The organism is Actinocorallia longicatena (assembly GCF_039534125.1).
GTDB classification, from domain to species: domain Bacteria; phylum Actinomycetota; class Actinomycetes; order Streptosporangiales; family Streptosporangiaceae; genus Actinocorallia; species Actinocorallia longicatena.
This window is the reverse complement of sequence record NZ_BAAAUV010000010.1, coordinates 47,235-70,211: the sequence shown is the minus strand read 5'-3', so window position 1 is coordinate 70,211 and position 22,977 is coordinate 47,235. Positions and strand designations below refer to the sequence as shown.

At 71.6% G+C, this 22,977-nt stretch carries 26 protein-coding genes; 12 read left to right on the top strand and 14 right to left on the bottom strand.

Going from position 1 to position 22,977, the window contains the following annotated elements:
* Window positions 1-3: 3 nt before the first annotated feature.
* Complete coding sequence (locus ABD785_RS21385) at window positions 4-837, top strand: class I SAM-dependent methyltransferase (protein ID WP_344831083.1); 834 nt, start codon at window positions 4-6, stop codon at window positions 835-837.
* 6 nt (window positions 838-843) lie between these two features.
* On the opposite strand, the gene ABD785_RS21380 is transcribed toward ABD785_RS21385, so the two are convergent.
* The 5 genes from ABD785_RS21380 to ABD785_RS21360 form a co-directional block, all read right to left on the bottom strand.
* Complete coding sequence (locus tag ABD785_RS21380) at window positions 844-1,254, bottom strand: VOC family protein (RefSeq protein ID WP_344831081.1); 411 nt, start codon at window positions 1,252-1,254, stop codon at window positions 844-846.
* Window positions 1,255-1,292: 38 nt separating this feature from the next.
* Complete coding sequence (locus ABD785_RS21375; protein WP_425547802.1) at window positions 1,293-1,718, bottom strand: helix-turn-helix transcriptional regulator; 426 nt, start codon at window positions 1,716-1,718, stop codon at window positions 1,293-1,295.
* Window positions 1,714-1,836, bottom strand: coding sequence for a hypothetical protein (locus tag ABD785_RS21370; protein WP_344831077.1), 123 nt, complete (start codon window positions 1,834-1,836; stop codon window positions 1,714-1,716). The genes ABD785_RS21375 and ABD785_RS21370 overlap by 5 nt, the downstream gene beginning before the upstream one ends.
* A gap of 36 nt (window positions 1,837-1,872) precedes the next feature.
* Window positions 1,873-2,379, bottom strand: coding sequence for a P-loop nucleotide/nucleoside kinase family protein (locus ABD785_RS21365; RefSeq protein ID WP_344831075.1), 507 nt, complete (start codon window positions 2,377-2,379; stop codon window positions 1,873-1,875).
* A gap of 83 nt (window positions 2,380-2,462) precedes the next feature.
* On the bottom strand, window positions 2,463-3,500 hold the full coding sequence (locus ABD785_RS21360) for a tyrosine-type recombinase/integrase (protein ID WP_344831072.1): 1,038 nt from the start codon (window positions 3,498-3,500) through the stop codon (window positions 2,463-2,465).
* A gap of 83 nt (window positions 3,501-3,583) precedes the next feature.
* Between ABD785_RS21360 and ABD785_RS21355 the strand changes: the two genes are divergently transcribed.
* The gene (locus ABD785_RS21355) at window positions 3,584-3,835 is read left to right on the top strand and encodes a DUF2630 family protein (RefSeq protein WP_344831070.1); all 252 of its coding nucleotides are present in this window, start codon (window positions 3,584-3,586) and stop codon (window positions 3,833-3,835) included.
* A 203-nt stretch (window positions 3,836-4,038) separates the two neighbouring features.
* Window positions 4,039-4,512, top strand: coding sequence for a hypothetical protein (locus ABD785_RS21350; RefSeq protein ID WP_344831069.1), 474 nt, complete (start codon window positions 4,039-4,041; stop codon window positions 4,510-4,512).
* Here ABD785_RS21350 and ABD785_RS21345 read toward each other — a convergent pair.
* Window positions 4,499-5,239 carry a TetR/AcrR family transcriptional regulator gene (locus ABD785_RS21345; RefSeq protein WP_344831068.1) on the bottom strand — a complete coding sequence of 247 codons (741 nt, stop codon included), beginning with the start codon at window positions 5,237-5,239 and terminating at the stop codon, window positions 4,499-4,501. The genes ABD785_RS21350 and ABD785_RS21345 overlap by 14 nt on opposite strands.
* Window positions 5,240-5,325: 86 nt before the next feature.
* On the opposite strand from ABD785_RS21345, the gene ABD785_RS21340 reads away from it, so the two are divergent.
* The gene (locus ABD785_RS21340) at window positions 5,326-6,789 is read left to right on the top strand and encodes an MFS transporter (RefSeq protein WP_344831067.1); all 1,464 of its coding nucleotides are present in this window, start codon (window positions 5,326-5,328) and stop codon (window positions 6,787-6,789) included.
* Window positions 6,790-6,883: 94 nt separating this feature from the next.
* Here ABD785_RS21340 and ABD785_RS21335 read toward each other — a convergent pair whose 3' ends face one another.
* The gene (locus ABD785_RS21335; protein WP_344831064.1) at window positions 6,884-7,459 is read right to left on the bottom strand and encodes a TetR/AcrR family transcriptional regulator; all 576 of its coding nucleotides are present in this window, start codon (window positions 7,457-7,459) and stop codon (window positions 6,884-6,886) included.
* 189 nt (window positions 7,460-7,648) lie between these two features.
* Here ABD785_RS21335 and ABD785_RS21330 point away from each other — a divergent pair, with 189 nt between their 5' ends.
* Genes ABD785_RS21330 through ABD785_RS21320 form a run of 3 tightly spaced genes read left to right on the top strand, consistent with a single transcriptional unit; the run spans window position 7,649 to window position 11,278 of the window.
* On the top strand, window positions 7,649-9,037 hold the full coding sequence (locus ABD785_RS21330) for a lipase family protein (RefSeq protein WP_344831063.1): 1,389 nt from the start codon (window positions 7,649-7,651) through the stop codon (window positions 9,035-9,037).
* Between the two features lie 53 nt (window positions 9,038-9,090).
* Window positions 9,091-10,698, top strand: coding sequence for a GMC oxidoreductase (locus tag ABD785_RS21325; RefSeq protein WP_344831062.1), 1,608 nt, complete (start codon window positions 9,091-9,093; stop codon window positions 10,696-10,698).
* Window positions 10,699-10,738: 40 nt separating this feature from the next.
* On the top strand, window positions 10,739-11,278 hold the full coding sequence (locus ABD785_RS21320) for a GNAT family N-acetyltransferase (protein WP_344831060.1): 540 nt from the start codon (window positions 10,739-10,741) through the stop codon (window positions 11,276-11,278).
* Here the strand turns inward: ABD785_RS21320 and ABD785_RS21315 are convergent.
* The gene (locus tag ABD785_RS21315; protein ID WP_344831059.1) at window positions 11,275-12,276 is read right to left on the bottom strand and encodes a zinc-dependent alcohol dehydrogenase family protein; all 1,002 of its coding nucleotides are present in this window, start codon (window positions 12,274-12,276) and stop codon (window positions 11,275-11,277) included. The two genes, ABD785_RS21320 and ABD785_RS21315, sit on opposite strands and share 4 nt — an antisense overlap.
* Before the next feature lie 90 nt (window positions 12,277-12,366).
* Here ABD785_RS21315 and ABD785_RS21310 point away from each other — a divergent pair, with 90 nt between their 5' ends.
* From ABD785_RS21310 to ABD785_RS21300, 3 genes are all read left to right on the top strand, one after another.
* A complete protein-coding gene (locus tag ABD785_RS21310) occupies window positions 12,367-12,696 on the top strand; it encodes an ArsR/SmtB family transcription factor (RefSeq protein WP_344831057.1) in 330 nt (109 codons plus the stop codon).
* 112 nt (window positions 12,697-12,808) lie between these two features.
* Window positions 12,809-13,672 carry a hypothetical protein gene (locus tag ABD785_RS21305; RefSeq protein WP_344831054.1) on the top strand — a complete coding sequence of 288 codons (864 nt, stop codon included), beginning with the start codon at window positions 12,809-12,811 and terminating at the stop codon, window positions 13,670-13,672.
* A gap of 82 nt (window positions 13,673-13,754) precedes the next feature.
* Complete coding sequence (locus tag ABD785_RS21300; protein ID WP_344831052.1) at window positions 13,755-14,573, top strand: SAM-dependent methyltransferase; 819 nt, start codon at window positions 13,755-13,757, stop codon at window positions 14,571-14,573.
* 9 nt (window positions 14,574-14,582) lie between these two features.
* On the opposite strand, the gene ABD785_RS21295 is transcribed toward ABD785_RS21300, so the two are convergent.
* The 4 genes from ABD785_RS21295 to ABD785_RS21280 form a co-directional block, all read right to left on the bottom strand.
* Window positions 14,583-15,743 carry a phosphotransferase gene (locus ABD785_RS21295; RefSeq protein WP_344831050.1) on the bottom strand — a complete coding sequence of 387 codons (1,161 nt, stop codon included), beginning with the start codon at window positions 15,741-15,743 and terminating at the stop codon, window positions 14,583-14,585.
* A gap of 91 nt (window positions 15,744-15,834) precedes the next feature.
* Complete coding sequence (locus tag ABD785_RS21290) at window positions 15,835-17,058, bottom strand: tyrosine-type recombinase/integrase (protein WP_344831047.1); 1,224 nt, start codon at window positions 17,056-17,058, stop codon at window positions 15,835-15,837.
* A 70-nt stretch (window positions 17,059-17,128) separates the two neighbouring features.
* Window positions 17,129-18,040, bottom strand: coding sequence for a GNAT family N-acetyltransferase (locus ABD785_RS21285; RefSeq protein ID WP_344831045.1), 912 nt, complete (start codon window positions 18,038-18,040; stop codon window positions 17,129-17,131).
* Window positions 18,037-18,204, bottom strand: a complete 168-nt coding sequence (locus ABD785_RS21280) for a hypothetical protein (RefSeq protein WP_344831043.1) — start codon at window positions 18,202-18,204, stop codon at window positions 18,037-18,039. Before ABD785_RS21280 ends, ABD785_RS21285 begins: the two co-directional genes overlap by 4 nt.
* A gap of 174 nt (window positions 18,205-18,378) precedes the next feature.
* On the opposite strand from ABD785_RS21280, the gene ABD785_RS21275 reads away from it, so the two are divergent.
* Window positions 18,379-18,873, top strand: a complete 495-nt coding sequence (locus tag ABD785_RS21275; protein ID WP_344831041.1) for a hypothetical protein — start codon at window positions 18,379-18,381, stop codon at window positions 18,871-18,873.
* A gap of 421 nt (window positions 18,874-19,294) precedes the next feature.
* Window positions 19,295-21,436 (top strand): RNA polymerase recycling motor ATPase HelR, encoded by a 2,142-nt coding sequence (gene helR / locus ABD785_RS21270; RefSeq protein WP_344831039.1) that lies wholly within the window; start codon window positions 19,295-19,297, stop codon window positions 21,434-21,436.
* 74 nt (window positions 21,437-21,510) lie between these two features.
* Here the strand turns inward: helR and ABD785_RS21265 are convergent, their stop codons facing one another.
* Entirely contained in the window at window positions 21,511-22,113 is a 603-nt protein-coding gene (locus ABD785_RS21265) for a dihydrofolate reductase family protein (protein ID WP_344831038.1), read from the bottom strand.
* Window positions 22,110-22,973, bottom strand: coding sequence for a metalloregulator ArsR/SmtB family transcription factor (locus ABD785_RS21260; RefSeq protein WP_344831036.1), 864 nt, complete (start codon window positions 22,971-22,973; stop codon window positions 22,110-22,112). Before ABD785_RS21260 ends, ABD785_RS21265 begins: the two co-directional genes overlap by 4 nt.
* Window positions 22,974-22,977: the final 4 nt, after the last annotated feature.

Sequence of the window (22,977 nt, the reverse complement as noted above, 5' to 3'; positions counted from 1 at the left end):
GGGGTGGATTCGGGGTGGGAGTGGGACGAGACGCTGTACGCCGGGAGCGCGGAGCACTATGCGGTAGGGCGCATGCCGTATCCGGCGGTCGTCGCCACCGTGTTGGCCGAGGAACTCGGGCTCGACGGGCAGGGGCGGCTGCTCGATGTCGGTTGCGGGCCGGGATCGCTGACCGGGGTGCTGGCGCCGTTGTTCGCCTCGGCCGTGGGCGTGGACGCCGACCGCGACATGCTGGCCGAGGCGTCCCGGCGGTGCGGTGAGCTGGGCGTTTCGAACGTCGAGTGGCGGCATCTGCGGGCCGAGGAGCTGCCGTCGGATCTGGGCCCCTTCCGGGTGGTGGTGTTCGCGCAGTCCTTCCACTGGATGGACCGGGCCGTCGTCGCAGGGCGCGTTCGTGGCCTGCTCGCCCCGGACGGCGTCTGGGTGCACGTCAGTGCGAGCACCCACCAGGGGGTCGACGGTGAGGACGGCCTTACGCATCCGCGGCCGCCCTGGGATCGGATCCAGGAACTCGTCGCCCGCCATCTGGGTCCGGTCCGCAGGGCTGGGCGGGGCTTCCTGCCCAGCGGGACCCCGTCAGGCGAGCAGGAGATCATGATCGAGGCGGGTTACCGGGGGCCGGTCCGCGTCAGGTGCGGTGGTGGCGTGGTCGTGGCCCGGAGTGTCGAGGAGATCGTCGCCGCGGTCTTCTCGCTCAGCGGTTCGACGCCGCATCTGTTCGGCTCCGGCCGTCCGGTCTTCGAGGCGGAGTTGCGCGGGCTCCTGATGGGGGCCTCGGACGGGGGGTTGTTCGCGGAGCGGACCCGGGAGATCGAGCTGGTGATCTGGCGTCCGTGAGGACGGTCAGCGGAGTTCCTGGATGCGGATGAGGTTGCCCGCGGGGTCGCGGAAGGCGCAGTCGCGGATGCCGTAGGGCTGTTCGGTGGGTTCCTGGACGACCTCGGCGTCGCCGGCCTGGAGGCGTTCGAAGGTGGCGTCGAGGTCGGGGGTGGCGAAGTTGATGCCGGCGTAGGTGCCCTTGGCCATCATCTCGGTGATGGTGCGTCGTTCGGCGTCGGTGACGCCGGGATCGGCGGCCGGGGGGTGCAGGACGATGGAGGTGTCGGGCTGTCCGGGCGGGCCGACGGTGATCCAGCGCATGCCGTCGTATCCGACGTCGTTGCGGACTTCGAAGCCGAGGGTGTCGCGGTAGAAGGCCAGGGCGGCGTCGGCGTCGTCGTGGGGGAGATAGGTCTGGTGAATGGAGAGGTCCATGCCGGTCACGCTAGTTGTCGTTCGGTCAGGTGCGCTTCTCAATTTCTGATCGGTCTGGTCACCTGTTTGGCGACGCAGGGCGGCATGCCTTCGGTGGCGTCGGCGGCCTGCTTGCGGTAGGCGCTGGGGGGCATGCCGACGAGTTCGGTGAAGCGGGTGCTGAAGGTGCCGAGGGAGGAGCAGCCGACTTCGAAGCAGACCTCGGTGACGCTGAGGTCGCCGCGGCGGAGCAGGGTCATGGCGCGTTCGATGCGGCGGGTCATGAGGTAGCCGTAGGGGGATTCGCCGTAGGCGAGGCGGAACTGGCGGCTGAGGTGACCGGCGGACATGTGCACGCCGCGGGCGAGTGCTTCGACGTCCAGTGGCTGGGCGTACTCGCGGTCGATCCGGTCGCGGACGCGGCGGAGGCGCGCGAGGTCGCGTAGGTGCTGTTCCGGGGTCGGTTTGCTGGTCACGTGGTCAATCGTGCCATGTGGGGCGGTGTTCCTCACGGATGAGCTTGAGGAGGGTGGTGGGGGTCTCGCGGTCGGCGGCCGCGATGAGGCCGCCGCTGCCGGTGTGCGGGGGGAGGGTGATCGGCATGTTCGCCAGACTGAGCCCGGCAGATGGCCCCTTCCTTTAACGGGTGGTGGTGACGAAGGTGAGGAGGTCGGGGAGGCCCGGCCGGTAGCCGTCGGTCGTGTCGACGAGGAGCCCGGGGGCCTTCAGGGAGATCGGGGTGAAGGACGCGGTGGTGAAGGTGCCCGCGGCCGGGGTGGGCGGTTCGGTGCCGGAGCGGGTGGTGCGGTGGGCGATCCGGGCGTGGGCCACGGCGGGTGCGGCGGTGCACTGGAGGATCCGCAGTGCTGCGAGGTCGGCGAGTGGTTCGAGGTCGGGGCGCCAGAGCCGGTCGGGGTAGGCGGCTTCGGCGATGACGGTCGTCCCGGCGCGGAGCAGGACGCCGAGGGTGTCGAAGAAGGCGTCGAGGACCGGTGGGTTCAGGGGGTCGGTGTCCTGGGGTGTGTAGCCGGGTGTGGACAGGGCCATGCCCTGTTTGATCTCGTCCCGGATGATCGCGGGGCAGCCGAGAGAGCGGGCGAGTTCCCTGGCGAGGGTGGTCTTTCCGGTGCCGGGTGCTCCGCTCACGATGATCAGGGTCGGTGTTCCGGGTCTCATGTCGTTCGAGTCTGGTGGGCCGGGGACGGTCGTGGGCGGGCTTGGGGGTGAGGCTACAGGTCAGTGGCGGTGCCGGTGGGGTCGAGGAGGGGGTGGGCGCGCATGGCGGCTTCGAGTTCGCCGGGGAGTTCGTCGCGGTAGTGGGTGAGGGTGGTGAGGTCGGAGTGGCCGAGGACACGGCGGACGGCGTCCATGTCGGTGGCGGCGGCCAGGAGGTGGGTGGCGGTGGTGTGGCGCAGGCCGTGGGGGGTGACGGAGCGGCGGTCGGCCGGGGTGACCTTGGCCAGGACGCGGTTGATGACGGCCTGGACGTCGCCGCGGTTGAGGCGGTTGCCGCGCCAGGACAGCAGGAGGGCCCGGGGTTCGCGGCCGCGGTCGAGGGGTGGGCGTCCGTCGGTGAGGTAGGAGTCGAGGACGGTGGCGACGGGGCGGGGGACGGGGACGTCGCGGGTGTGGCCGCCCTTGCCGAAGATCCGCCAGTAGCGGATGCCGTCGCCGGTGTAGAAGTGCTCGATGTCGGCCTTGACGAGTTCGGAGACGCGGGGGCCGAGTGTGGCGAGGAGCAGGACGATGAGGGCGTCGCGGTGGCCGGTGCGCTGGTCGTCGCGGGTGGACGGTGTGGTGGGTGCGGTGGCGAGGGTGGCCGCGGCGGTGACGAGGCCGCCGGCCTGTTCGCGGGTGAGGGCGCGGCGTTCGGCGCGCAGTCCGCCGCGTTCGCGGGCGTGGACGGTGCTGGTGGGCATGGGGTCGAGCTGGACCCAGCCGGTGAGGGCGGCGTGGCGGAAGAACGCGGAGACCGAGCGGCGGAAGCGGGCTTGGGAGGCGGCGCTTTGGAGGCCGGGGCGTGGTTCGGTCCTGCGTCCGTCGGGTTTGCGGGCGAAGGCGAGCAGGATGGTGTCGAGGTCCTGGCCGGTGAGGTCGTCGAGGATGCGTTCGGGTCCGGCGAGGCGGGCGAAGGTGGCGACGTCGCGTGCGTACAGCTCGGCGGTGGCGGGGGAGAGTTGTCCGGTGGCCATTTTGGCGTGGACGAGTTCGACGTAGTTGTCGACGGACTCCTGCACGGTGAGCGGGAGCAGTTGTGCGGGTCGCATGGGTCGACGTTAGCCGGGGGGTCTGACATTCGGGGTGTGCCAAATAATGCTCTGGCCTGCGCTGTTCGGCGGTTGGATCGGGTGTGAGCGGGGAGATGCGTCTTATGGGCGAAGATGATCAGATTTTGCACCGCATCAAGGCGATGATCGAGGAGGAGCACGAGCTTCGGGGCGTGGGTGGTGCTCAGGCTGCCGCGCGGGTGCGCCGTATCGAGGAGGATCTCGACGTCTGCTGGGATCTTCTGCGGCAGCGGCGTGCCGCCCGGGAGTTCGGTGCCGATCCCGAGGCCGCTCATCCCCGTTCCGCTAGTGAGGTGGAGGGCTACCGGCAGTAGTTCTCGCCTGGTTCTCTGGCCGTCCCGCCGTCTGTCGTCATGATCAGCCGGTGGGGGCGGCCTTTCGTGTTGCGTCCTGGTGCCGTGGAAACACCGGTCTGTCCGGCGCTCCTGGCCGCGGCCGTCACCGTGGTCAAGGCCGTCTCCCTGCGGGCGGTCGTCCGGCTCCCCTCCTGGCCGGACCACGTGCCGCGGACCGCGTGATGATCGCCGCGCTGGCCGTCACCACGCTGCTGGGCGCGGTGTCGGCGGTCCTGCCGGTCGCTCCGATCGAGCCGTATCTTCTCGGCGCAGCGGTGACCACCGGCGTCCCGCCCGCCTGTCTCGGCGTCGCCGCCGCGCTCGGCCAGACGGCGGGCAAGCTCCTGATCTTCCTGCTCTCCCGCGGCGCCCTGCGGTCGGGAACGGCCGGGCGCCTGCTGCGCCGGCGCCTGCGTGAACCGGCCGGCTCCTCCCGGGCGCGGACCGCGCTCGCCACCCTCGACCGCCCCCGGCACGCCGTGTCGCTGCTGCTGGTCAGTTCCGCCACGGGATTTCCGCCGCTGCTGATGACCAGCGTCTATCTCGCCCGGAGTCCCATGCCCGCGGGGCTGTTCACCGTCGTGTGCCTCCTCGGCCGGTCCTTGCGTTTCACCGCTCTCGCCTTCGCGCCGGGCCTGTTCCTCACGGTGGGCTGAGGGTTCGGGCTCCGGCCTGGAGGCGCAGGCCCGCGAGGGTCAGGTCGAGCGCGGCGAGGAACTGTTCCTTGTCGTCGTGGCCGTCGAACTCCTCGACGATCTCGTGTACGAACGGGTACTCCCGGGCGTCGAGGGCGCGCCAGGTTCTGGTGTAGCGGCCGAGGAACTCCTCGCGGGTCAGGCTTCCGTCGAGGACCTCCGGGGGAGGCTCCTGCCCCATGTCGACGGCGTTGCCGACCACGACGCCCACGACCGCCGACACGGCGTGGAACCGCTGGCGCGGGGTGAGGTCGAGGCGGAGCGTCTGCTGTCCCAGCTTCTCGTAGAGGCCCAGGGAGTTGCCCTGGACGTCGGTGTTGCGCATGAAGTAGGCGCCCAGCCAGGGCCGGTCGACGATGGCGTCGAACAGGGTCACGGCCATGACGCGCAGGTCGTCGATCGCGTCGGTTCCGGGCTCCTGTGCGTTGAGGGCGGTGAGGACGCCGCCGAGCACGTGGTCGATGGCCCGGTCGAGAAGATCGTCTTTGCCGGAGACGTACCAGTAGATGCTGCCGACGCCGGTGCCGAGCCGGGCCGCCAGGGCCCGGAGCGTCAGTGCGGACTCGCCCGACTCGTCGAGCAGGGCCACGGCCCCGGCCAGGACGGCCTCCATCGAGTGGGAGGCGCGTTGACGTCCCCGGGAGGGGCGTTCGGCTGGTCGTGGTCGCGGGCCTGTCATGGCATCCATCTAATCATGATTTGCCTCAACATCGAACCAAGTTCTATCATGGAACGTCGTTCGATAGTCGGCGACGTTCCGAGAGGAGGTCGATCATGACCGTGACCACCGATGCGGCCGGGCCCCCGGCGACCCGCACCTACCCCTCCCTCCGCGCGGCCTGGATCCCCCTGGCCGCCCTCTGCCTGGCCTTCTTCGTCGAGATGGTCGACAACACCCTGCTCTCGATCGCGCTGCCCACGATCGGCCGCGACATCGGCGGCGGCACCACCGCGCTGCAGTGGGTGACCGGCGCCTACTCCCTGACCTTCGGCGGCCTGCTCCTGACGGCCGGATCGATGGCCGACCGCCTGGGACGCCGGCGCGTCCTGCTGGTCGGCCTCGCGATCTTCGGCCTGCTGAGCCTGTGCGTCGTCGCCGTCACCACCGCGGGAGAGCTCATCGCCCTGCGGGCCGGGCTCGGCATCGCCGCCGCGGCCATGGCACCCATCACCAACTCCCTGGTCTTCCGCCTGTTCGACGACCAGGCGCTGCGGATGCGCGCGATGACCCTGATGATCGTCGTGGGGATGTCCGGTTTCGTCCTCGGCCCGCTGCTCGGCGGCACGGCGCTCGCCCACGTGCGGTGGGAGTGGCTCCTGGTGATCAACGCGCCCATCGCCCTGATCGCGGCCATCGGCGTCCGGCTCGGCGTGGCCGCCGACCGGCCCGAGGACCTGACCGACGACAAGCTCGACCTGCCCGGCGCCGTCCTGAGCGTCCTGGCGATCGGCCTGGCCTGCTACTCGCTGACCAGCGGCATCGAGCACGGATGGCTCTCCACGATCACGATCGCCTCGATCCTCGGCGCCGCGGCCGCGGGCATCGCGTTCGTGTGGCACGAACGCCGCACCGCCGCACCCATGCTGGACCTGGGCCTGTTCTCCCACGGCACCGTGCGCGGCGCCGCCATCGCCCAGATCGGGACGTCCATCGCGATGGCCGGGGTGATGTTCGGGCTGATCCTCCACTTCCAGTACGCCTACGGATGGAGCCCCGTCCGGGCCGGCCTGGCCAACCTGCCGATCATCATCACGATGATCGTCGCGACGCCGCTGTCGGAGTGGCTCGCGAAGCGGTTCGGCCACCGCGTGGCCTGCCTGGTCGGCGCGGCCTGCCTCGCCGGATCACTGGCCGCGCTCGCCTGGGGCGTCGGCCACGGCTACGCCGCCATCGCGGTCTCCATGGTCGTGATGACCATCGGCTTGCGCACCGTCATGACGATCTGCGCCATCGCCCTCGTCGAGGCCATGCCGGGCAACCGCACCTCGATCGGCACCGCACTCAACGACACCGCCCAGGAGGTCGGGACCAGTGTCGGCACCGCCGTGATCGGCACCATGATCGCCGCCCTGGTCACCACGCATCTCCCTGCCGGAACCTGGAGCGGCGACCTCGTCTCGTCCTTCTTCCACGGCGAGCAGATCACCTACGCCCTCCTCGCCGTCATCGTCGGCCTCGTCACCGCGGGCGGCGCCCTCACCCTCACCGACTCCCGCTCCACCGAGGAGCCCCACTAGCCCGCAGGCCCCTGGAAGCGCTGTGGAAGTCCTCGACTGCCGGCCGGGCGACCTGCTGCGCCGCCAGGCCCCCGACGCGCCGGGGGAGTGACCCTCAAGAGCGGGCGGCGGGCGGCCTGAGGCGCAGCAGCCGGCGGGCGTTGCTCAGCAGGTGGGCACGGAGCGCGTCCTCGTCGAACCCCTCCAGGAACGGGCTCGTCGTGGCCACCATGAGCCCGCCGCTGATCATGACGGTGGCGGTGAGGGCCTCGGCGTCGGGGTCGGGACCGGCCAGCAGCTCGAACACCCGCCGCTCCAGCTCCTGCATCTGCGGCGTGCGGAAGAGCGGGTCGAGGATGGCCGGATCGGAGTGCATGACCGCGGTCAGCCGCCGGTTGCGCACCACGAGGTCCACGATCCCCGCCAGGACGGCCTCCGCGCGCGCCGAGCGGCCCCGCAGCCGTTCCGCCTCGGCGGTGACCCGGCCGAGCTGTTCCAGGGCGGGGGCGATGACCGCGTGGACGATGTCGTCCTTGCAGGGGAACTGGTGGTAGACCGCTGCCTTGGTCACGCCGATCTCGTCCGCGATCATCTGGAGCGAGGTTCCGCTGACCCCGTGCCGGGAGAACAGGTCCAGGGCCGCGGCCAGCACCCGTCCACGGGCTTGTCCTGGACGGCTCCGCTGGCTCATCGCCACACCCTAGCAACCCCACCGCATAGCCGAGCGGCTATATGACGCCTAGCCGAGCGGCTAGAGAAACCACTCAGTTGGACACACATTCCCGCCGCCGAATTCGCGTCGCCCCAGCCTAGATCATCAGGTAACCGGCCACTTATGTTACTCATCGGCAACTTACGTCGAGGAAGGCGAGCGAGACCGATGGCGCGAGAGACGATTCAGGCGAGCGGCGACACCCCCCGGCAGGAGCGGCGTCCCGCCCGCGAGATCCGCCGGCGGGCCCTGCCCGTCACCGGCGGGCTGGCGGCGGCCGCGATCCTCGCCGCCGGATCCGGCGTCTCCGCCGCACCCCAGCACCGCGAGACCTCCCGCGGCATCACCATTCCCGCCTTCTACGACCCGCCCAAGCACCTGCCCCGCAAGAACGGGACGCTCATCAGGACCCAGCCGCTCCCGCTGGCCGTCACCCTGTCCGACGTCAAGGGCCCGCTGCCCGGCAGGGCCACCCGGCTGATGTACAAGTCGACCGACGCCAACGGCAAGCCCGTCGCGGTCACCGGCGCCTACATCGAACCCACGAAGAAGTGGCGCGGACGCGGCCCCCGCCCCCTGATCGGCATGGCCGCCGGCACCATGGGCCAGGGCGACCAGTGCGCCCCCTCCCTCGCCCTCCAGCACCCCCTGACCGTCAACGGCGAGACCGTCTCCGTCGGCTACGAGGACCTGGGGATCTACCGGATGCTCAACGAGGGCATCGCCGTCGTCGTCACCGACTACGCCGGCCTCGGCACCACCGACCGCCTCCACACCTACGCCGAACGCTTCGACCAGGCCCACGCCCTGCTCGACGCCGTCCGGGCCGCCAAGCGGCTGCCCCGCACCTCCCTGACCGCCAAGTCCCGCATCGGCCTGTACGGCTACAGCCAGGGCGGCGGGGCCAGCGCCGCCGCCGCCGAACTCCAGCCCCGCTACGCCCCCGAGATCCACCTGTCCGGGACCTACGCCGGCGCGCCCCCCGCCGACCTCACCCAGGTCATCAAGGGCATCGACGGCAGCGCCCTCGCCGGAGCCCTCGGCTGGTCCATCAACGGCCTGTCCCAGACCTACCCCGAGATCAGGCGGGTCATCAACGGCCACGTCAACGCCAAGGGCCGCGCCGCCCTCAAGGACCTGTCCACCACCTGCGTCGGCGACGCGATCCTCCGCTACGGCTTCTCCACCAGCAAGCAGTGGACCCGCGACGGCCGCTCGGTCGGCGCCATCATCGCCGCCAGCCCCAGCGTCAAGAAGATCCTCGCCCGCGAGCGCCTCGGCTCCCTCAAGCCCGCCGGCCCCGTCCGCGTCACCACCGGCGTCCTGGACGACATCGTCGTGCACGGCCAGGTCCGCACCCTGGCCGTCCGGTGGTGCGCCAAGGGAGCCAACGTCACCTACAAGCCGGTCAAGCTCCCCAACCTCGGGAACAAGCTCCTCACCAACCACCTCGCCCCCCTCCTGACCGACCAGGGCGACGCCATCACCTGGCTCACCGCCCGCCTCAACGGCAAGCGCACCACCGGCACCTGCGCCAAGCTCCCCGGCCAGCCCTGACCCCCGAGGCGTCCCGGCGACCGCGCCGGGACGCCCCCTTTTCGCTTCCACTCATGAGCCCCAGGAGCAGCAGCGCCATGCCCGACATCACCCGCCGTTCCCTGCTCGCCGGCGCCACCGCCGCGGCGGGACTGGCCACCACCGGAGCCCGCACCGCCCGCGCCTCCACCCGCAGAGCCGTCCCCGTGACCCGCGAGGAACACCGGCTCGTGATCATCGGCTCGGGCTTCGGAGGAGGCGTCGCCGCCCTGAGGCTCGCCCAGGCCGGAGTGCCCTCCCTCGTACTGGAACGCGGCATCTGGTGGCCGACCGGACCCGGCGCCACCACCTTCCCCAGCCCCTCCGCCATGGACAAGCGCGCGTTCTGGATGGGCCTCGGCCCGGAGTTCCTCGGCGTCAAGGTGCCGGCCCACGACCCCTACACCGGACTGCTGGAACTCGTCCGCGGGGACGGCATGAACATCATGTGCGCCGCCGGAGTCGGCGGCGGCTCCCTGGTCTACCAGGGCATGACCGTCCAGCCGACCCGCGAGCTGTTCGAGGCCACGATGCCCGCGGGCCTCGACTACAGCGCCATGGAGAAGACCTACTACCCCCGCGTCGCCCGGATGCTGAAACTCCGGACCGCGCCCGACGATCTGATCAACAGCCGGACCTACCTGCCCGCCCGGATCTTCGCCCGCAACGCCGAACGGGCCGGCTACGCCGTGTCGAAGATCCCGATGCCCATCGACTGGACCTTCGCCCAGCGCGAGCTCCGCGGCGAGATGAAGGCCTCCTACACCAACGGGGACTGCTCGCTGGGCGTCAACAACGGAGGCAAGCACACCGTCGACGTCACCTACGTCGCCGCGGCCCAGGCCACCGGCCTGGTCACCGTCGCCACCCGCCACAACGTCACCGACATCGCCCAGGGACCCCGCGGCCGCTGGGTCGTCCACGCCGACCGCATCGCCACCGATGGAACGGTCCTCGAAAAGAAGATCATCACCACCCGGGCGCTCATCATGGCCGCGGGCACCGCCGGCACCACCCGGCTGCTGATGCGCGCCGCCGCCCACGAGCGCATCTCCGGGCTGCCCACCGAGCTCGGCACCGGCTGGGGCACCAACGGCGACCGCATCTACGTGTGGACCAACCTCGCCGACGACTTCGGCGCACCCCAGGGCGGGCCCGTCGTCTACGGGAGCAAGGAATGGGACGACCCCGCCACCGCCAACACCATCATCCAGGCGTCCCTGCCGCCCCTGCCCGCCAACCTGCGCTCCACGATGCTCGTCGGCTACGGGATCAGCCCGGACCGCGGACGGTTCGTCTACGACACGGCCAGGGACGAGGCGGTCCTGCGCTGGCCCAAGGGCGGGGACGCCACGCTGTTCAAGCGGCTCCAGGAACGCGGCGAGAAGATCGCCGGACCGTCCTCGATGCTGCTCGACACCAACGCCGCCGTCCCCTCGACCTGGCACCCCCTGGGCGGGGCGTCCATGGGCCGGGTCTGCGACCTGGCCGGGCGCGTCCACGGCCACCGCGGCCTCTACGTCCTGGACGGCGCCCTGATGCCCGGCACCACCGCCGCCTGCAATCCCTCCATGACCATTGCCGCCATCGCCGAACGTGCCACTGACCGCCTCATCGCCGAAGACCTCGCCACCGTGATCTGACCTGTTACCTTCGGCTGATCGCCACCTCAGGGAGCGTCAGATGCCGATCAGCCTGCGCCGGGTCGAACCGGCCGACTTCCCCCAGCTGCGCACCTGGCTGGAGCAGCCCCACGTCGCCCGCTGGTGGAACCACGAGACCTCACCCGAGGCCGTGGAACGCGACTTCGGACCCGCCACCCGCGGCGAGGAGCCCTGCGAGGACTTCATCGCCCTCCTCGACGGCGCCCCCGTCGGGCTCGTCCAGCGCAGCCGGTTCGCCGACTACCCCGGCGAGCGCGATGCCCTGGCGAAGATCGTCGAGGTGCCGGTCGAGGCCATGACCGTCGACTACCTCATCGGCGACCTCGACCGGACCGGCCGCGGCCTCGGTCCCCGCATCATCGAGGAGACCCTCGCCCGGACCTGGCGCGACCACCCCGCCGCGACCTGCGTCATCGTCGCGATCGCGGCGGGCAACCGGCCGTCCTGGCGGGCCCTGGAGAAGGCGGGCCTGCACCGCGTCGGCGAGGGCGACCTCGAACCCGACAACCCCGTCGACGAGCCCCTGCACTACGTCTACCGGATCGACCGCCCCCTCTAGGGTCGGCCGCCCGCCGTGACGACGATCTTGCCGAACTGGTCGCCCGACTCCAGGTACCGGTGCGCCTCCACGATCTCCTCCAGGGCGAAGACCCGGTCCACGACCGGCACGAACGCCCCTGACCGCAGCCCCGACGACACGAACGCCTCCGCCCGCCGCAGCCGGACCGGATCGGTCGTCGTCTCGAACATGACATAGCCGTGCATGCTGCGCGCCCGCATCGTCCCCAGCGGCGGGAAGGGCGTGTCCCGCCCGCTGAGCCCGCCGTAGACGAACAGCCTCCCCCCGGGAGCAAGGCCGCCCGCCAGGGCGGTCACGCCGGGACCCGCGACCGCGTCCAGGACGAGGTCCGCGCCCCGCCCGCCGGTGATCCGCAGGATCCCGGCGGTGACGTCCTCCTCCCCGGTGACGATCACCTCCTCCGCCCCCGCCCGCAGGAGCCTTCCGGCCTTCGCCCGTCCGCGGGTCGTCGCGATCGGCACCGCACCCATCCGGCGCGCGACCTGGATCGCGGCCAGGCCCACGCTGCTGGAGGCCGCCGTCAGCACGACCGTGTCCCCGGCCCGCATCCCGCCGAGCTCCACCAGCGCGCCATAGGCCGTCACGTAGGGCATCCACACCGCGGCGCCGGTGACGGCGTCGAGGGAGTCCGGCCGGTGCAGGACCGCCGAGGCCGGGACGATCGCGTGCTCGCCGTAGACGCCGTAGTCGTTCATCGAGAACGAGGGCACCACGCTCACCGCCTGCCCGCGCGCGAAACCCGTCACCCCCGGGCCCGCCGCCTCGACCACACCCGAGGCCTCCGCGCCCAGCCGGGCGGGGAACCTCCTGACCGGCTCGATGTAATGACCGGCCCGGAAACTCGCCTCGGCCCGGTTCAGGCCGATCGCCTCCACCCGGATCAGCAGCTCACCCGGGCCGGGCCCGCCCACCTCGACCTCCTCCAGCCGCAGCACGTCCGGCGCTCCGAGCTCGTGGAACCGCACCGTTCTGGACATCGCCCACACCCCTTGAAAGTACGACAACAGTCAAACTTTGACGGCCATCGTACTACGATGATTGTCGTACGATGAGCGGAGGGAGGCAGCATGAGAACAGAGCGCACCACCGGACGGGACCGCATCCCCGCCCACCCCGACATCGACGGCATCGGGCTCCAGCAGATCCTCGAAGCCCTCGTCGACCCGGTCCGACGGCTGATCGTCAGCGAGCTCTACCGCGCCCCCGAACCGCTCAGCTGCGGCACCATCGACCTGCCCGTCAGCAAGTCGACCGCCACCCACCACTTCCACGTCCTGCGCGAAGCCGGCCTCATCCGCCAGTACTACGCCGGCACCTCCCGCATGAACGCCCTGCGCCGCGAGGAGATCGACGCGGCCTTCCCCGGCCTCCTGGCCGCCCTCCTGCCCCGCCCCTGACCCCCCGGGTCATGCCGCAGGCCGACGGGGCATCACGCCACGGGCCGATGCGGAACACCCGCCGGCGGAGGCATGCTCCGAAGCGTCACCGCACGCGGCCCGAGGAGTCCCCATGAACGTTCCCGCAGCACTGCCCCGAGGAGAGGGCCTGTCCGGGCGGCTGCTCGCCGTCCTGACCATCCTGGCCGCGGGCCTGGTCGCCGCCTTCGTCGCCGCGCCCCGCGTGCTCGCCGGCGGCGACTTCGGCGGCAGGGCCGACCTCGTCGAGGCGCTGCGCGGCTCGTTCGTCGCCTCCTGGAACTCCGGAGCGGCCGATCCCGCACCCGACCTGCAACGCGTCGTCGACTACTGGCTCCGCTACCACCTGGCCAAAGCCGCCATCGCCGCCATCCTGCTGGCCGTCCTGATCGCACTCGCCGTCCGCGTCCTGACGGCGTTCGCACGCACCGGCGGATCCACGGCCAAGGGATCCACGGCCAGGGGAGTGCTCCTGTGCGGGTCCGGGGCCCTGGCCCTGACGCTCGCCGCCGGGTCCCTGCTGGCCGTCGTCGCCAACCTCCAGGGCGCCGCCGCGCCGTACGCCTCCCTGCTGCCCATGGTGACCGACGGAGCGAACGGCGCCCCGCTCACCGGCGTGCTCGACCAGATCCGGCAGCAGCTCACCACCGCCCAGAACACCGGCGCCGCGACCTCGCCCGCCCTCGAGACGATGATCGACGACTTCGTCCGCTACCACGCCGCGATGGTCGCGATCGCCGCCGTCACCGCCGCCATCCTCCTCGCGGCCGCCGCGCTGCTGGGCCGGCGGTACGCCCGCACCGCACGTCCCGAACGCCGGACCCGGCGGGTCCTGGCGGCGGGCGCAGCCCTCACCGGCCTCCTCGGCATCGTGTTCGTCGTCGTCGCCGTGGCGAACACGACCGTCGCCACCGACCCCGTACCGGCCCTCCTCGCCTTCTTCGAAGGCGGCCTGTGACGCCGCGGACCGCCGCGACCCCATCGGGCGTCATGCGGTAACCCACCTGAAATCAACGGGTGCAGGGCACTATCCTTCGGGGGTGACGGATGAGGCCGCCGACCAGGTGAGGGGATTCGACCCCAGGGTGCCCAACGAGGCGCGGGTCCTGGACTTCATGATGGGCGGAAAGGACAACTTCGCCGCCGACCGCAAGGCCGCCGCGGAGATCCTGGAGTTCGCGCCCGAGATCCCCATGATGATCCGCGAATCCCGCAAGTTCCTCGCCAGGACCGTCCGCTACCTGGCCGAACACGGCGTCCGGCAGTACGTCGACATCGGCTGCGGCCTGCCCACCCAGGGCAGCGTCCACCAGATCCTCGAACCCATCGCCCCCGAGTCCAAGGTCGTCTACGTCGACAACGACCCGGTCGTCATCGTCCACAGCAACGCCCTCATCGACACCACGGGAACCATCCGCGTCGTCCAGGCCGACGTCCGCGAACCCGACGCCCTCCTCGACCACCCCGTCGTGGCGGCCCACATCGACCTGAAGGAACCGACCGCCATCGTCGTGCAGTCGGTGTTCACGACCATCCTCGACGACGCCCTCGTCGCCAGGACCATCCAGCGCCTGGCCGACCGCCTGGCCACCGGCAGCTACCTGCTGTTCTCCCACGCCGTCGGCGACCCCCCGGACGCCGACACCGCGAAACTGGCCGACCTGTTCCACCAGCACTACCTGCTCGAGGGAGACCGCACCGAGCCGCGCACCCGCGCCGAGGTCGCCCGATTCCTCACCGGGCTGGACCTCGTTCCGCCCGGCCTGGTCCCGATGCCCGCCTGGCGGCCCCTCCCCGGCGAGCCGACCGTCGACCCCGACTCCTTCTGGGCCATCGGCGGCATCGCCCGCAAACCCTGAACGCCCCGCTCAGCGCTCCGCTTCCAGCAGGCGCGCCAGAACACCGAACCCGTCATGCGCGGCGACACCGGCCACCGCCCGCTCCACCCCCGACAGCATGACGTCGCGCGGCTGCATCCGCTCACCCGCCTCCGCGGTGCAGACGGCCGCCAGATAGAACTCCGTCGTCGCCGCCTGGTACAGCGTCCACTGCCGCTCGACCTCGACCGCGACCCCCGCGGCGGCGAGCCGCGCGGTGTACCGCTCGACCAGCTCCCGCTCGAAGGTGCGCAGCAGCTCGGGCTCGACCGACGCGCACGCGAAATAGGCGACGTCCCGGATACCGGCCCCCGCCATCGCCACCTGCCAGTCCAGGAAGCCGGGCACCGCACCCTCGAAGAACAGGTTCCCCAGATGCGGATCGCCGTGGATGAGCGTGCGCGGCTGGGCGTCCCAGAAGGCGTCGATCTCACCCGAACGCTCGAACAGCATCCGGCACTCCCGCTTCATCTCCTCGGGGATCAGCCCCGCCGCGGGCCCGGTGATGCTGCCCAGGAAACGCCGCCGGATCAGGTTCCCCAGCCGCTCGGCCCCGGCGGACCGCCCCGCGAGCGGCCTCAGGTCGCCGGCGAACCGGTCGGACTCCCAGAACGCGGCGTGCAGGTCGGCCATCCCGTCGGCGACGGCCTCCGCCTCCTGCCGCGTCAACGAATCCAGGACCGTCCGGAACCGCGCCGTCTCCGAAAGATCCTCCAGCACCAGGACACTGCGCCCGCGCGCCGGATCGACCATCGCCACATGGCAGCGCGGCACCCGCACCGGCGGCACGTCCCCGAGCGCGGTGTAGGCGTGGATCTCCCTGACCCCGAGCTCGAACAGGTTCAGCATGACGTGCTGCAGGTAGTTCGTCGGCACCAGCTTCACGAACAGCCGCTCCGGCACCCCGCCGGACTCCGACGTCACCGCGATCCGCGCCCTGGCCGCCGTCCCCGAATCCGCGCCCACCACCCGCACCGAGGTCACGTCACCGGACTTCAACCGCAGAGCCCTGCCCAGCCAGGCGTCCGTCACGCCCTCGACGCGCAAGGGGACCGGCCCACCACCGGGCAGCACCCGGTTGAGCCCCGCCCGGGCCGCCTCCCGCACCGCCATGCCCAGACCCAGCGCCACCACGACCGGCTGAGGAGCCATTCATCCACTCCAACGACTAGAAGACCGAGACCCGAGTCTGCACTCGGGGACCACCCCCTGTCTCCCGAACTTCGATCTTGCAGCCAAAAGATCATTCAACGGGCGAATCGGACCCGCCGTCGGCCGGATCCCGGGGACGCATCGGGGGCGGCGGGGTGCGGTGGCGGGCGAGGATGCGCGTCAGATCGGTGACCGGGGAGGCGGCCAGCTTGTGGTTGGTGTCGTCGTAGCGGCGGGTCGTGCGCGGATCGGCATGGCCCGCGAGATCCTGGACCTTCGCCAGCGGCACGTCGTTGCCCAGGAGCGTGGTGATGACCGTGCGGCGGCCGCTGTGCGGGGTGAGCAGGGCGGCCGCCGGCAGGCCCGCCGCGGTCGCGTGCCGGCGCAGGATGTTGGTGACGTCGCGCTGGGTCAGGCGCTTGCCCCCCGGCCGCGTCGGGTCATAAGGGTGCGGAGTGGTCAACAGCAGCGGGCCGGGCGGGCAGACGCCGTCGGGACGGCTCCGCCCGCGCACCTGGAGGTAGTGGTCCAGGACGCGGGTGACCTCGCCGTCGAGCCGGACGTAGTCGCGGCCGTCGGGACCCTTGCCCTTCACCCCGTGCCACAGGATCCGGTAACCCGCCTCGACCGTCACGTCGGCCAGATCGGCGTTCGTGATCGACGACACGCGCAACGCCGTGTAGAACAGCAGCGCGATGACCGTGGTGTCGCGCCAGGCCGCCTCCGTGTCCGCCTCACGGGCGTGGGCCTCGGCCGCGTCGAGAAGATCGGCGGTCTCCCGGACGCTGATCGTCGGGGCCTTGCGCGCCGAGGCGGCGATCTCCGCCGACGACGGCCGGGTGACCAGCAGCGTCGGATTGCGCTGCACCGCCTCGTTGGACTGCAGATAGGTGTACCAGGACGACACCGCCGCCAGCCGCCTGGCCTTGGTCGCAGCCCCGGCCGGACGGGTGCCCCCGGCGCGCGTCGCCGACGTCATCGTCGCCACCCAGTCATCGACGTCGGACCGGCGCGCGGCCACCGGATCCAAGGCCGTACGGGCGCAGAACCCCAGCCACCCGGCCAGATCCCGGTAGTAGGCGGTGCGGGTGGCCTCACTGCGCCGGCTCCGCAGCCACGCCGCCGTCAACGCCCGCAGCCCGTACCGGTCTCCCGGAGCGTCGATCGGCAGCGCGGGCAGGATCCCCGCCGCCTGCGCGAAGGGATCCTCCGCCGCGGCCGGGGCCTGCGGAACCGCCGGCAGGCTCTGTGGCGCGACGGGCCCCGGCCCTCCGACGAGGAACCCCTCGAGAACCGGATCGTCGGCGTTCAGCACGGCCTCCCTCGTCGCATGATCCCTCCATGGTGGCCGATCGGAGCCCCGCGGCCCAGTCCGGCACGCTGATTCAGCCGACGGCCGGGCTGCGGCGTTCGAGCAGGACGACGTCCCGCCAGCGGTCGCCCTGCCGGCCGACCCGCTCCCGGACCCCCACCGTCCGGAACCCCGCCCGCGCGTGCAGTGCCAGGCTGGCCGCGTTCTCGGGAAAGATCCCCGACTGGACGGTCCAGACCCCGGCGGCGTCGGTGGAGGCCAGCAGCGCCGTCAGCAGGACCGTCCCGACGCCCCGGCCCCTGGCCTCCGGATGAACGTAAAGGGAGTGCTCGACGACACCGCTGTAGGCGCACCGGTCGGAGACCCGCACCACGGCCGCCCAGCCCAGGACACGTCCGTCGGCGCCGAGCGCGACCAGCCGGTGGGCGGGCAGGCGGGTGGCGTCGAACCGGGACCAGGACGGAGCGGCCTTCTCGAACGTGGCGTCACCGGTGTCGATCCCGGCCTGATAGATCTCCAGGACCTGCCCGGCGTGCTCGGGCAGCATCGCCGCCACCCGCGCCCCCGTGACCGGGACACCGAGATCGTCCAGCAGACCGCGAACCCGCCGCCCGATCTCGTCGCGGATCGGCCGGACCGCGTCCAGGCCCAGCCCCGCGGGGTCGGGCAGCACCCAGTCGAGACGAAGCCGACCGGGCGGAACAGGGCAGGCGTCACCGCACCCCAGGGTGACGACCACGTCGGACGCCTCAAGGTGCTCGCCACTGACGGCCTGGGGAACGGCTGCCGAGACATCGATACCGGCCTCGCGCATGGCCTCGACGACGACGGGACCGACCCGCTCGGCGGGCGCGGACCCGGCCGACCGCACCGGGACCCTCCCGCCGGACAGGTGCGCGAGGAACGCGGCGGCCATCGGGGAACGGCCCGCGTCGTGAACACCGACGAACAGCACCGAGGGCGGCACGCCGCGGCCGCCCGTCACGCCGGGACCGTCTCGGATGTCTTCAGATCGCCCACGCCCGCCTCCCCGCCCGGAGGGGAGGCGATCAGCGACAGCAGCCTCAGCCGGATCGGATCCGCCACAGCCTTGAACACCCGCGCCAGGTCGACGGCGTCCACCACCGGCAGACCCCTCTGACTCGACATGTGTCGATGGTGGCAGACGTCCAAGCAGGACGCGACCCTGGCCTGTATCGACAAGCGTCGATACAGGCCAGGGTCGTCCTTAATGCAACGGATCCGGTGACCGATTCCCCTCCACGGAAGCGATCTTGATCGCTAGGCTCTTCGGAAACCACCCCCGATCCAGGAGGTTTCCGCATGCTCAAGCGCTCAGCCGCGGTGTTCGTCGCGGCGGTCGCCACGCTCGGCGTCAGCACCGCCGTGGCCCCCGCGGCCAGTGCCGGCGCCTACGGATGCGCCGGCAAGCTCGTCAAGACCATCCCGGTCCCGCTGAAGGACCAGCTGACCGGCAAGCGGTACTACCGCAGCGACATCAGGCTCTACTACAACCCCAAGTCCGGCTGGAACTGCGCCGTCATGGTCAAGCGTCCCGGCAAGCCCCGCTACAACGCCAAGGTCCCCATGTTCCTGGAGATCATGAACGCCCGGTGGGCCGAGGACCGTCAGAAGGGCAACATCGACAACGACCAGGGCAACTTCCGCCGCTACGCGGGACCGGTCAAGGTCCGCGGCCGCTGGAAGGGCAAGGGCCTGTGCATCAGCGTCTCCGCCCTGTACTCCGACGCCGAGGCCAACGGCCGAGACCCCGAATGGAACGGCCGCCTCTACAAGTCCCACCTCGCCTGCCGCTGAAGCACCACACCCCGCCGCTCCTCAGCCGACCGGCCCGCAAGCCCTGCCGCGCTCCGGCAGGGGCTTTGCGCGCTGACGGGCCGCCCGGGAGCCCTCGACGGCGCTGAGGTGCGAAAATGAAGAAGGAGAGGGGAATCATCCGCACCTCTCCACTCTCAATCTATAGCGCACCCGGGGGCTTGCCACAAGCCCCCGGGCCTACCGCACAATCGTCCATCGAGGCCGGAACCGAGGGGAGGGACCGCGCATGCCATCGACGACCCGCGTCAGCCGCGGAACGACACCGCGGACGCGGTCCCCGGTGCCCTGACCCGGCCCGGCGGCCGAGCGCGCGACGACGCCCTCTCCCTTCCCCCGCGAATTCCGCCGTGCCCGCGAATTCGCCCCTTCATCGATGTCCACGAACCTCAGATCGGAGCTGATGACGCTGACTACCAGCGCGTTCGACCTTCCCGACCACCTCGCCGCCAAGGCCACCCCCGCACTGATCGCCGGGGACGAGCAGCACTTCGCGGCCATCGAGGAGAGTCTCGGGCAGTCGATCGCCGAACTCTCCGAACGCCTCGACGCCGAGCGCAGATCCGCCGGCGGCGAGGGCCAGGCGGCCCTGGACCGCGACCTGGAGGTCCACCGCCTGACCACCCGCCTGCGCACCCTGCGCCGCTTCGGCCTCGACCTGTGCCTCGGCCACATCGTCACCGCCGACGACCCCGAACCGGTCTACATCGGCCGGCTCGGCCTCACCGACAAGGCCGGCCGCAGGCTGCTGCTCGACTGGCGTTCCCCCGCCGCCGAGCCGTTCTTCGGCGCGACCCACGCCAACCCGATGGGCCTGGCCAGCCGCCGCAGATACCGCTGGACGCTCGGCCGCATCAGTGACTACTGGGACGAGGTGTTCACCACTGACGGCTTCGAAGGCCACGCCGCCCTCGACGACCAGTCCGCCTTCATCGCCAGCCTCGGCAGCCACCGCTCACCCCGCATGCGCGACGTCCTCAGCACCATCCAGGCCGACCAGGACGCCATCATCCGCGCCGGATCGCGTGGAACGCTCGTCGTCGACGGCGGCCCCGGCACGGGCAAGACGGTCGTCGCCCTGCACCGCTCGGCCTACCTCCTGTACTCCGACCCGCGTCTGGCCCACCGCAAGGGCGGCGTGCTGTTCATCGGCCCGCACCAGCCCTACCTCGCCTACGTCGCCGACGTCCTGCCGAGCCTCGGCGAGGAGGGAGTCCAGACCTGCACCCTGCGCGACCTCGTCGCCGAGGGGGCGGCCGCCGCGGAGGAGACCGACCCCGACGTCGCCCGCCTGAAATCGTCGGCCGACCTCGTACGGGCCGTCGAGACCGCCGTCCGGTTCTACGAGAAGGTGCCCGCCAAGGGAATGACGGTCACCACCCACTGGTCCGACATCCACCTCAGCGCCGACGACTGGGCCGAGGCGTTCCAGGCACCCGACCCCGGCACCCCGCACAACGACGCACGCGACCGGATCTGGGAGGAACTCCTCACCATCCTCATCGACAAGCACGACGGCGACGCCCCCGAGGCCCTGCTCCGCAAGTCTCTGCAGCAGAACCGGGGACTCCTCATGGCCCTCAACAAGGCCTGGCCGCTCCTGGAGGCCTCCGACGTCGTCGGAGACCTGTGGACGGTGCCCGCCTACCTGCGGCTGTGCGCCCCCTGGCTCAGCGTCGAGGAGATCCGCAAGCTCCAGCGCCAGGACGCCCAGGCCTGGACGGTCGCCGACCTGCCCCTCCTGGACGCCGCCCGGCAGCGGATCGGCGACCCCGAAGCCGGCCGCCGCAAACGCCGCCACGAGGCCTCCGTCGCCGCACAGCGCGAGCGCATGAACCAGGTCATCGACAACCTCATCGCCGCCGACGACGGCGAAGGCCTGGTCATGAGCCTGGTCCAGGAGGACCTGCGCGACGCCCTCGTCGACGAGTCCGAGATGCCGACCGTCGACCCCGACCTGCTGGCCGGCCCGTTCGCCCACGTCGTCGTCGACGAGGCCCAGGAACTGACCGACGCCGAATGGCAGATGCTGCTGCTGCGCTGTCCGTCCCGGAGCTTCACCGTCGTCGGTGACCGCGCCCAGGCCAGGCACGGCTTCTCCGAGCAGTGGCAGGAGCGGCTGGAACGGGTCGGCCTCGACCAGATCACCATGGCCGCCCTCAGCATCAACTACCGGACCCCCGAAGAGGTCATGATCGAGGCCGAACCGGTCATCCGCGCCGCCCTTCCCGACGCCAACGTGCCGACCTCCATCCGCTCCAGCGGCATCCCCGTCCTGCACGGGCCCGTCACCGACCTCCCCTCGATCCTCGACACCTGGCTCGCCGCCAACACCGACGGAACCGCCTGCGTCATCGGCGACCCCGCCTTCCAGCCGCGGCCCCGCGTCCGCTCCCTCACCCCCGAACTCGCCAAGGGCCTCGAATTCGACCTCGTCGTCCTCATCGACCCCGAATCCTTCGGCAAGGGCATCGAAGGCGCCGTCGACCGCTACGTCGCCATGACCCGGGCCACCCAGCGATTGGCCATCCTCACCACGACCTGACGGCCCCGGCGGCCTCAGTGGCGCCCACGGCGCGCGGCGGTCGGCCGGGGGAGAGCGGCCGGGGGAGACCGGATTCAGGGAATCCGGTCGTAGACCAGAGCCAGGGTGCCGTGGGCTCCCGCGGTCTGGCCGGTCAAGGCCCAGCGGCCCGGCGGGAGCCCGTCGTCGAACAGGCGGGGGCCGCCGCCGAGGAAGACCGGGAAGATCGTGAGCGCCAGCCGGTCGACCTCGTCCGCCGCCAGCAGGGACTTGATGACGCTAGCGCTGGAGAGCACCAGGATGTCGCCGCCCTCGGCGGATCTCAGATCGGCGACCGCCTCCGCGGCCGGCCTGTCGACGATCGTGGTCCGCTCCCAGGGCGGCTTCTCCAGCGTCCTGGACAGCACGACCTTGTCGGCGCCGACGAGCCACCGGGCGAAGCCCTCATCGCGGGGGTCGGCGCCCTCCATGCCGATGACGGTCGGCCAGAAGCCGAGGAACCCCTCGGCGTTGACCCGTCCGAGCAGGGCCGTCGTGGCGTTCTTCCACAGGCCGGTGAGATGGTCGCGGGCCACGTCGGTGACGGCGTAGGGCATCACCCAGCCCATGTCGAGGGGATTCTCCGGCGCGGCGTAGCGGCCGTCCAGGGAGAGGCTGATGTTGGTGACGACCCTGCGGCCGCCGGTCTTCTCGGTCATCGTGTGCTCCTGGAGTCTTCGTCGTCTGATGTGCCGCCGCCCGGTGAGGGCGCGGCGAGGGTTGCCGCCAGCTTGTCGAGGCTCTGGCCGAAGCCGATCTCGATCCCGGCGACGAAGTCCGCGGACTCCACCGCGCTGCCGGTGATCCGGAAGCGGACGTCGAGGTCCGTGCCGTCGTCCGTGGCCCGCAGGCCGAGGTCGACATGGGAGGTGAAGGCGAGCCCGCCCTCGGGAAGCAGCGGAGACAGCCGGTAGGCCAGATGCTCACCCGGCCGCGCCACCGAGACCGACCCCTCGCCCCGCCCGGCGACGGGGTCGACCCCGCCGGTGTCGTCGAGGTCGCGGTACTCCAGCACGATCCGGCCGCCCGGCCGCGCCTCGAAGACCAGATCCGACACGTGGAGGTCGTCGGGGGTCCACCAGCGGGAGAGCAGCGCGGTCTCGGTCAGGTGCCGCCACACCAGCTCGGGCCCGGCGGGCAGGGACCGGAGGAACGCGAACGATCGCCCGTCGGCCCACCCCGGCTCCTCCGCGGCCAGCCGTTCCACGGCCATCCCCGCCCCGTACCGTTCGAAGGTCTCCAGCGGTCCGCCCGCGCGCTCCGCGACATCGGCCAGCCTGACCAGCTCGGCGGCGAGTTCCCGCAGCACTCCGGGCCGCAGCGCGTAGACCCGCCGCTGCCCGCTGCGCTGGGAGATCACGACACCGGCCCGCTCGAGGACCTGCAGATGCTTGGTGGTCTGCGGTTGCCGGGCCTCGGCGAGCTGCGCGAGCACGCCGACGGCCCGGGGTCTTTCGGCCAGCAGTTCCACGAGCCGCCACCGCATCGGGTCGGCGAGCGCGCCGAGGAGTCCGTCCATGCCC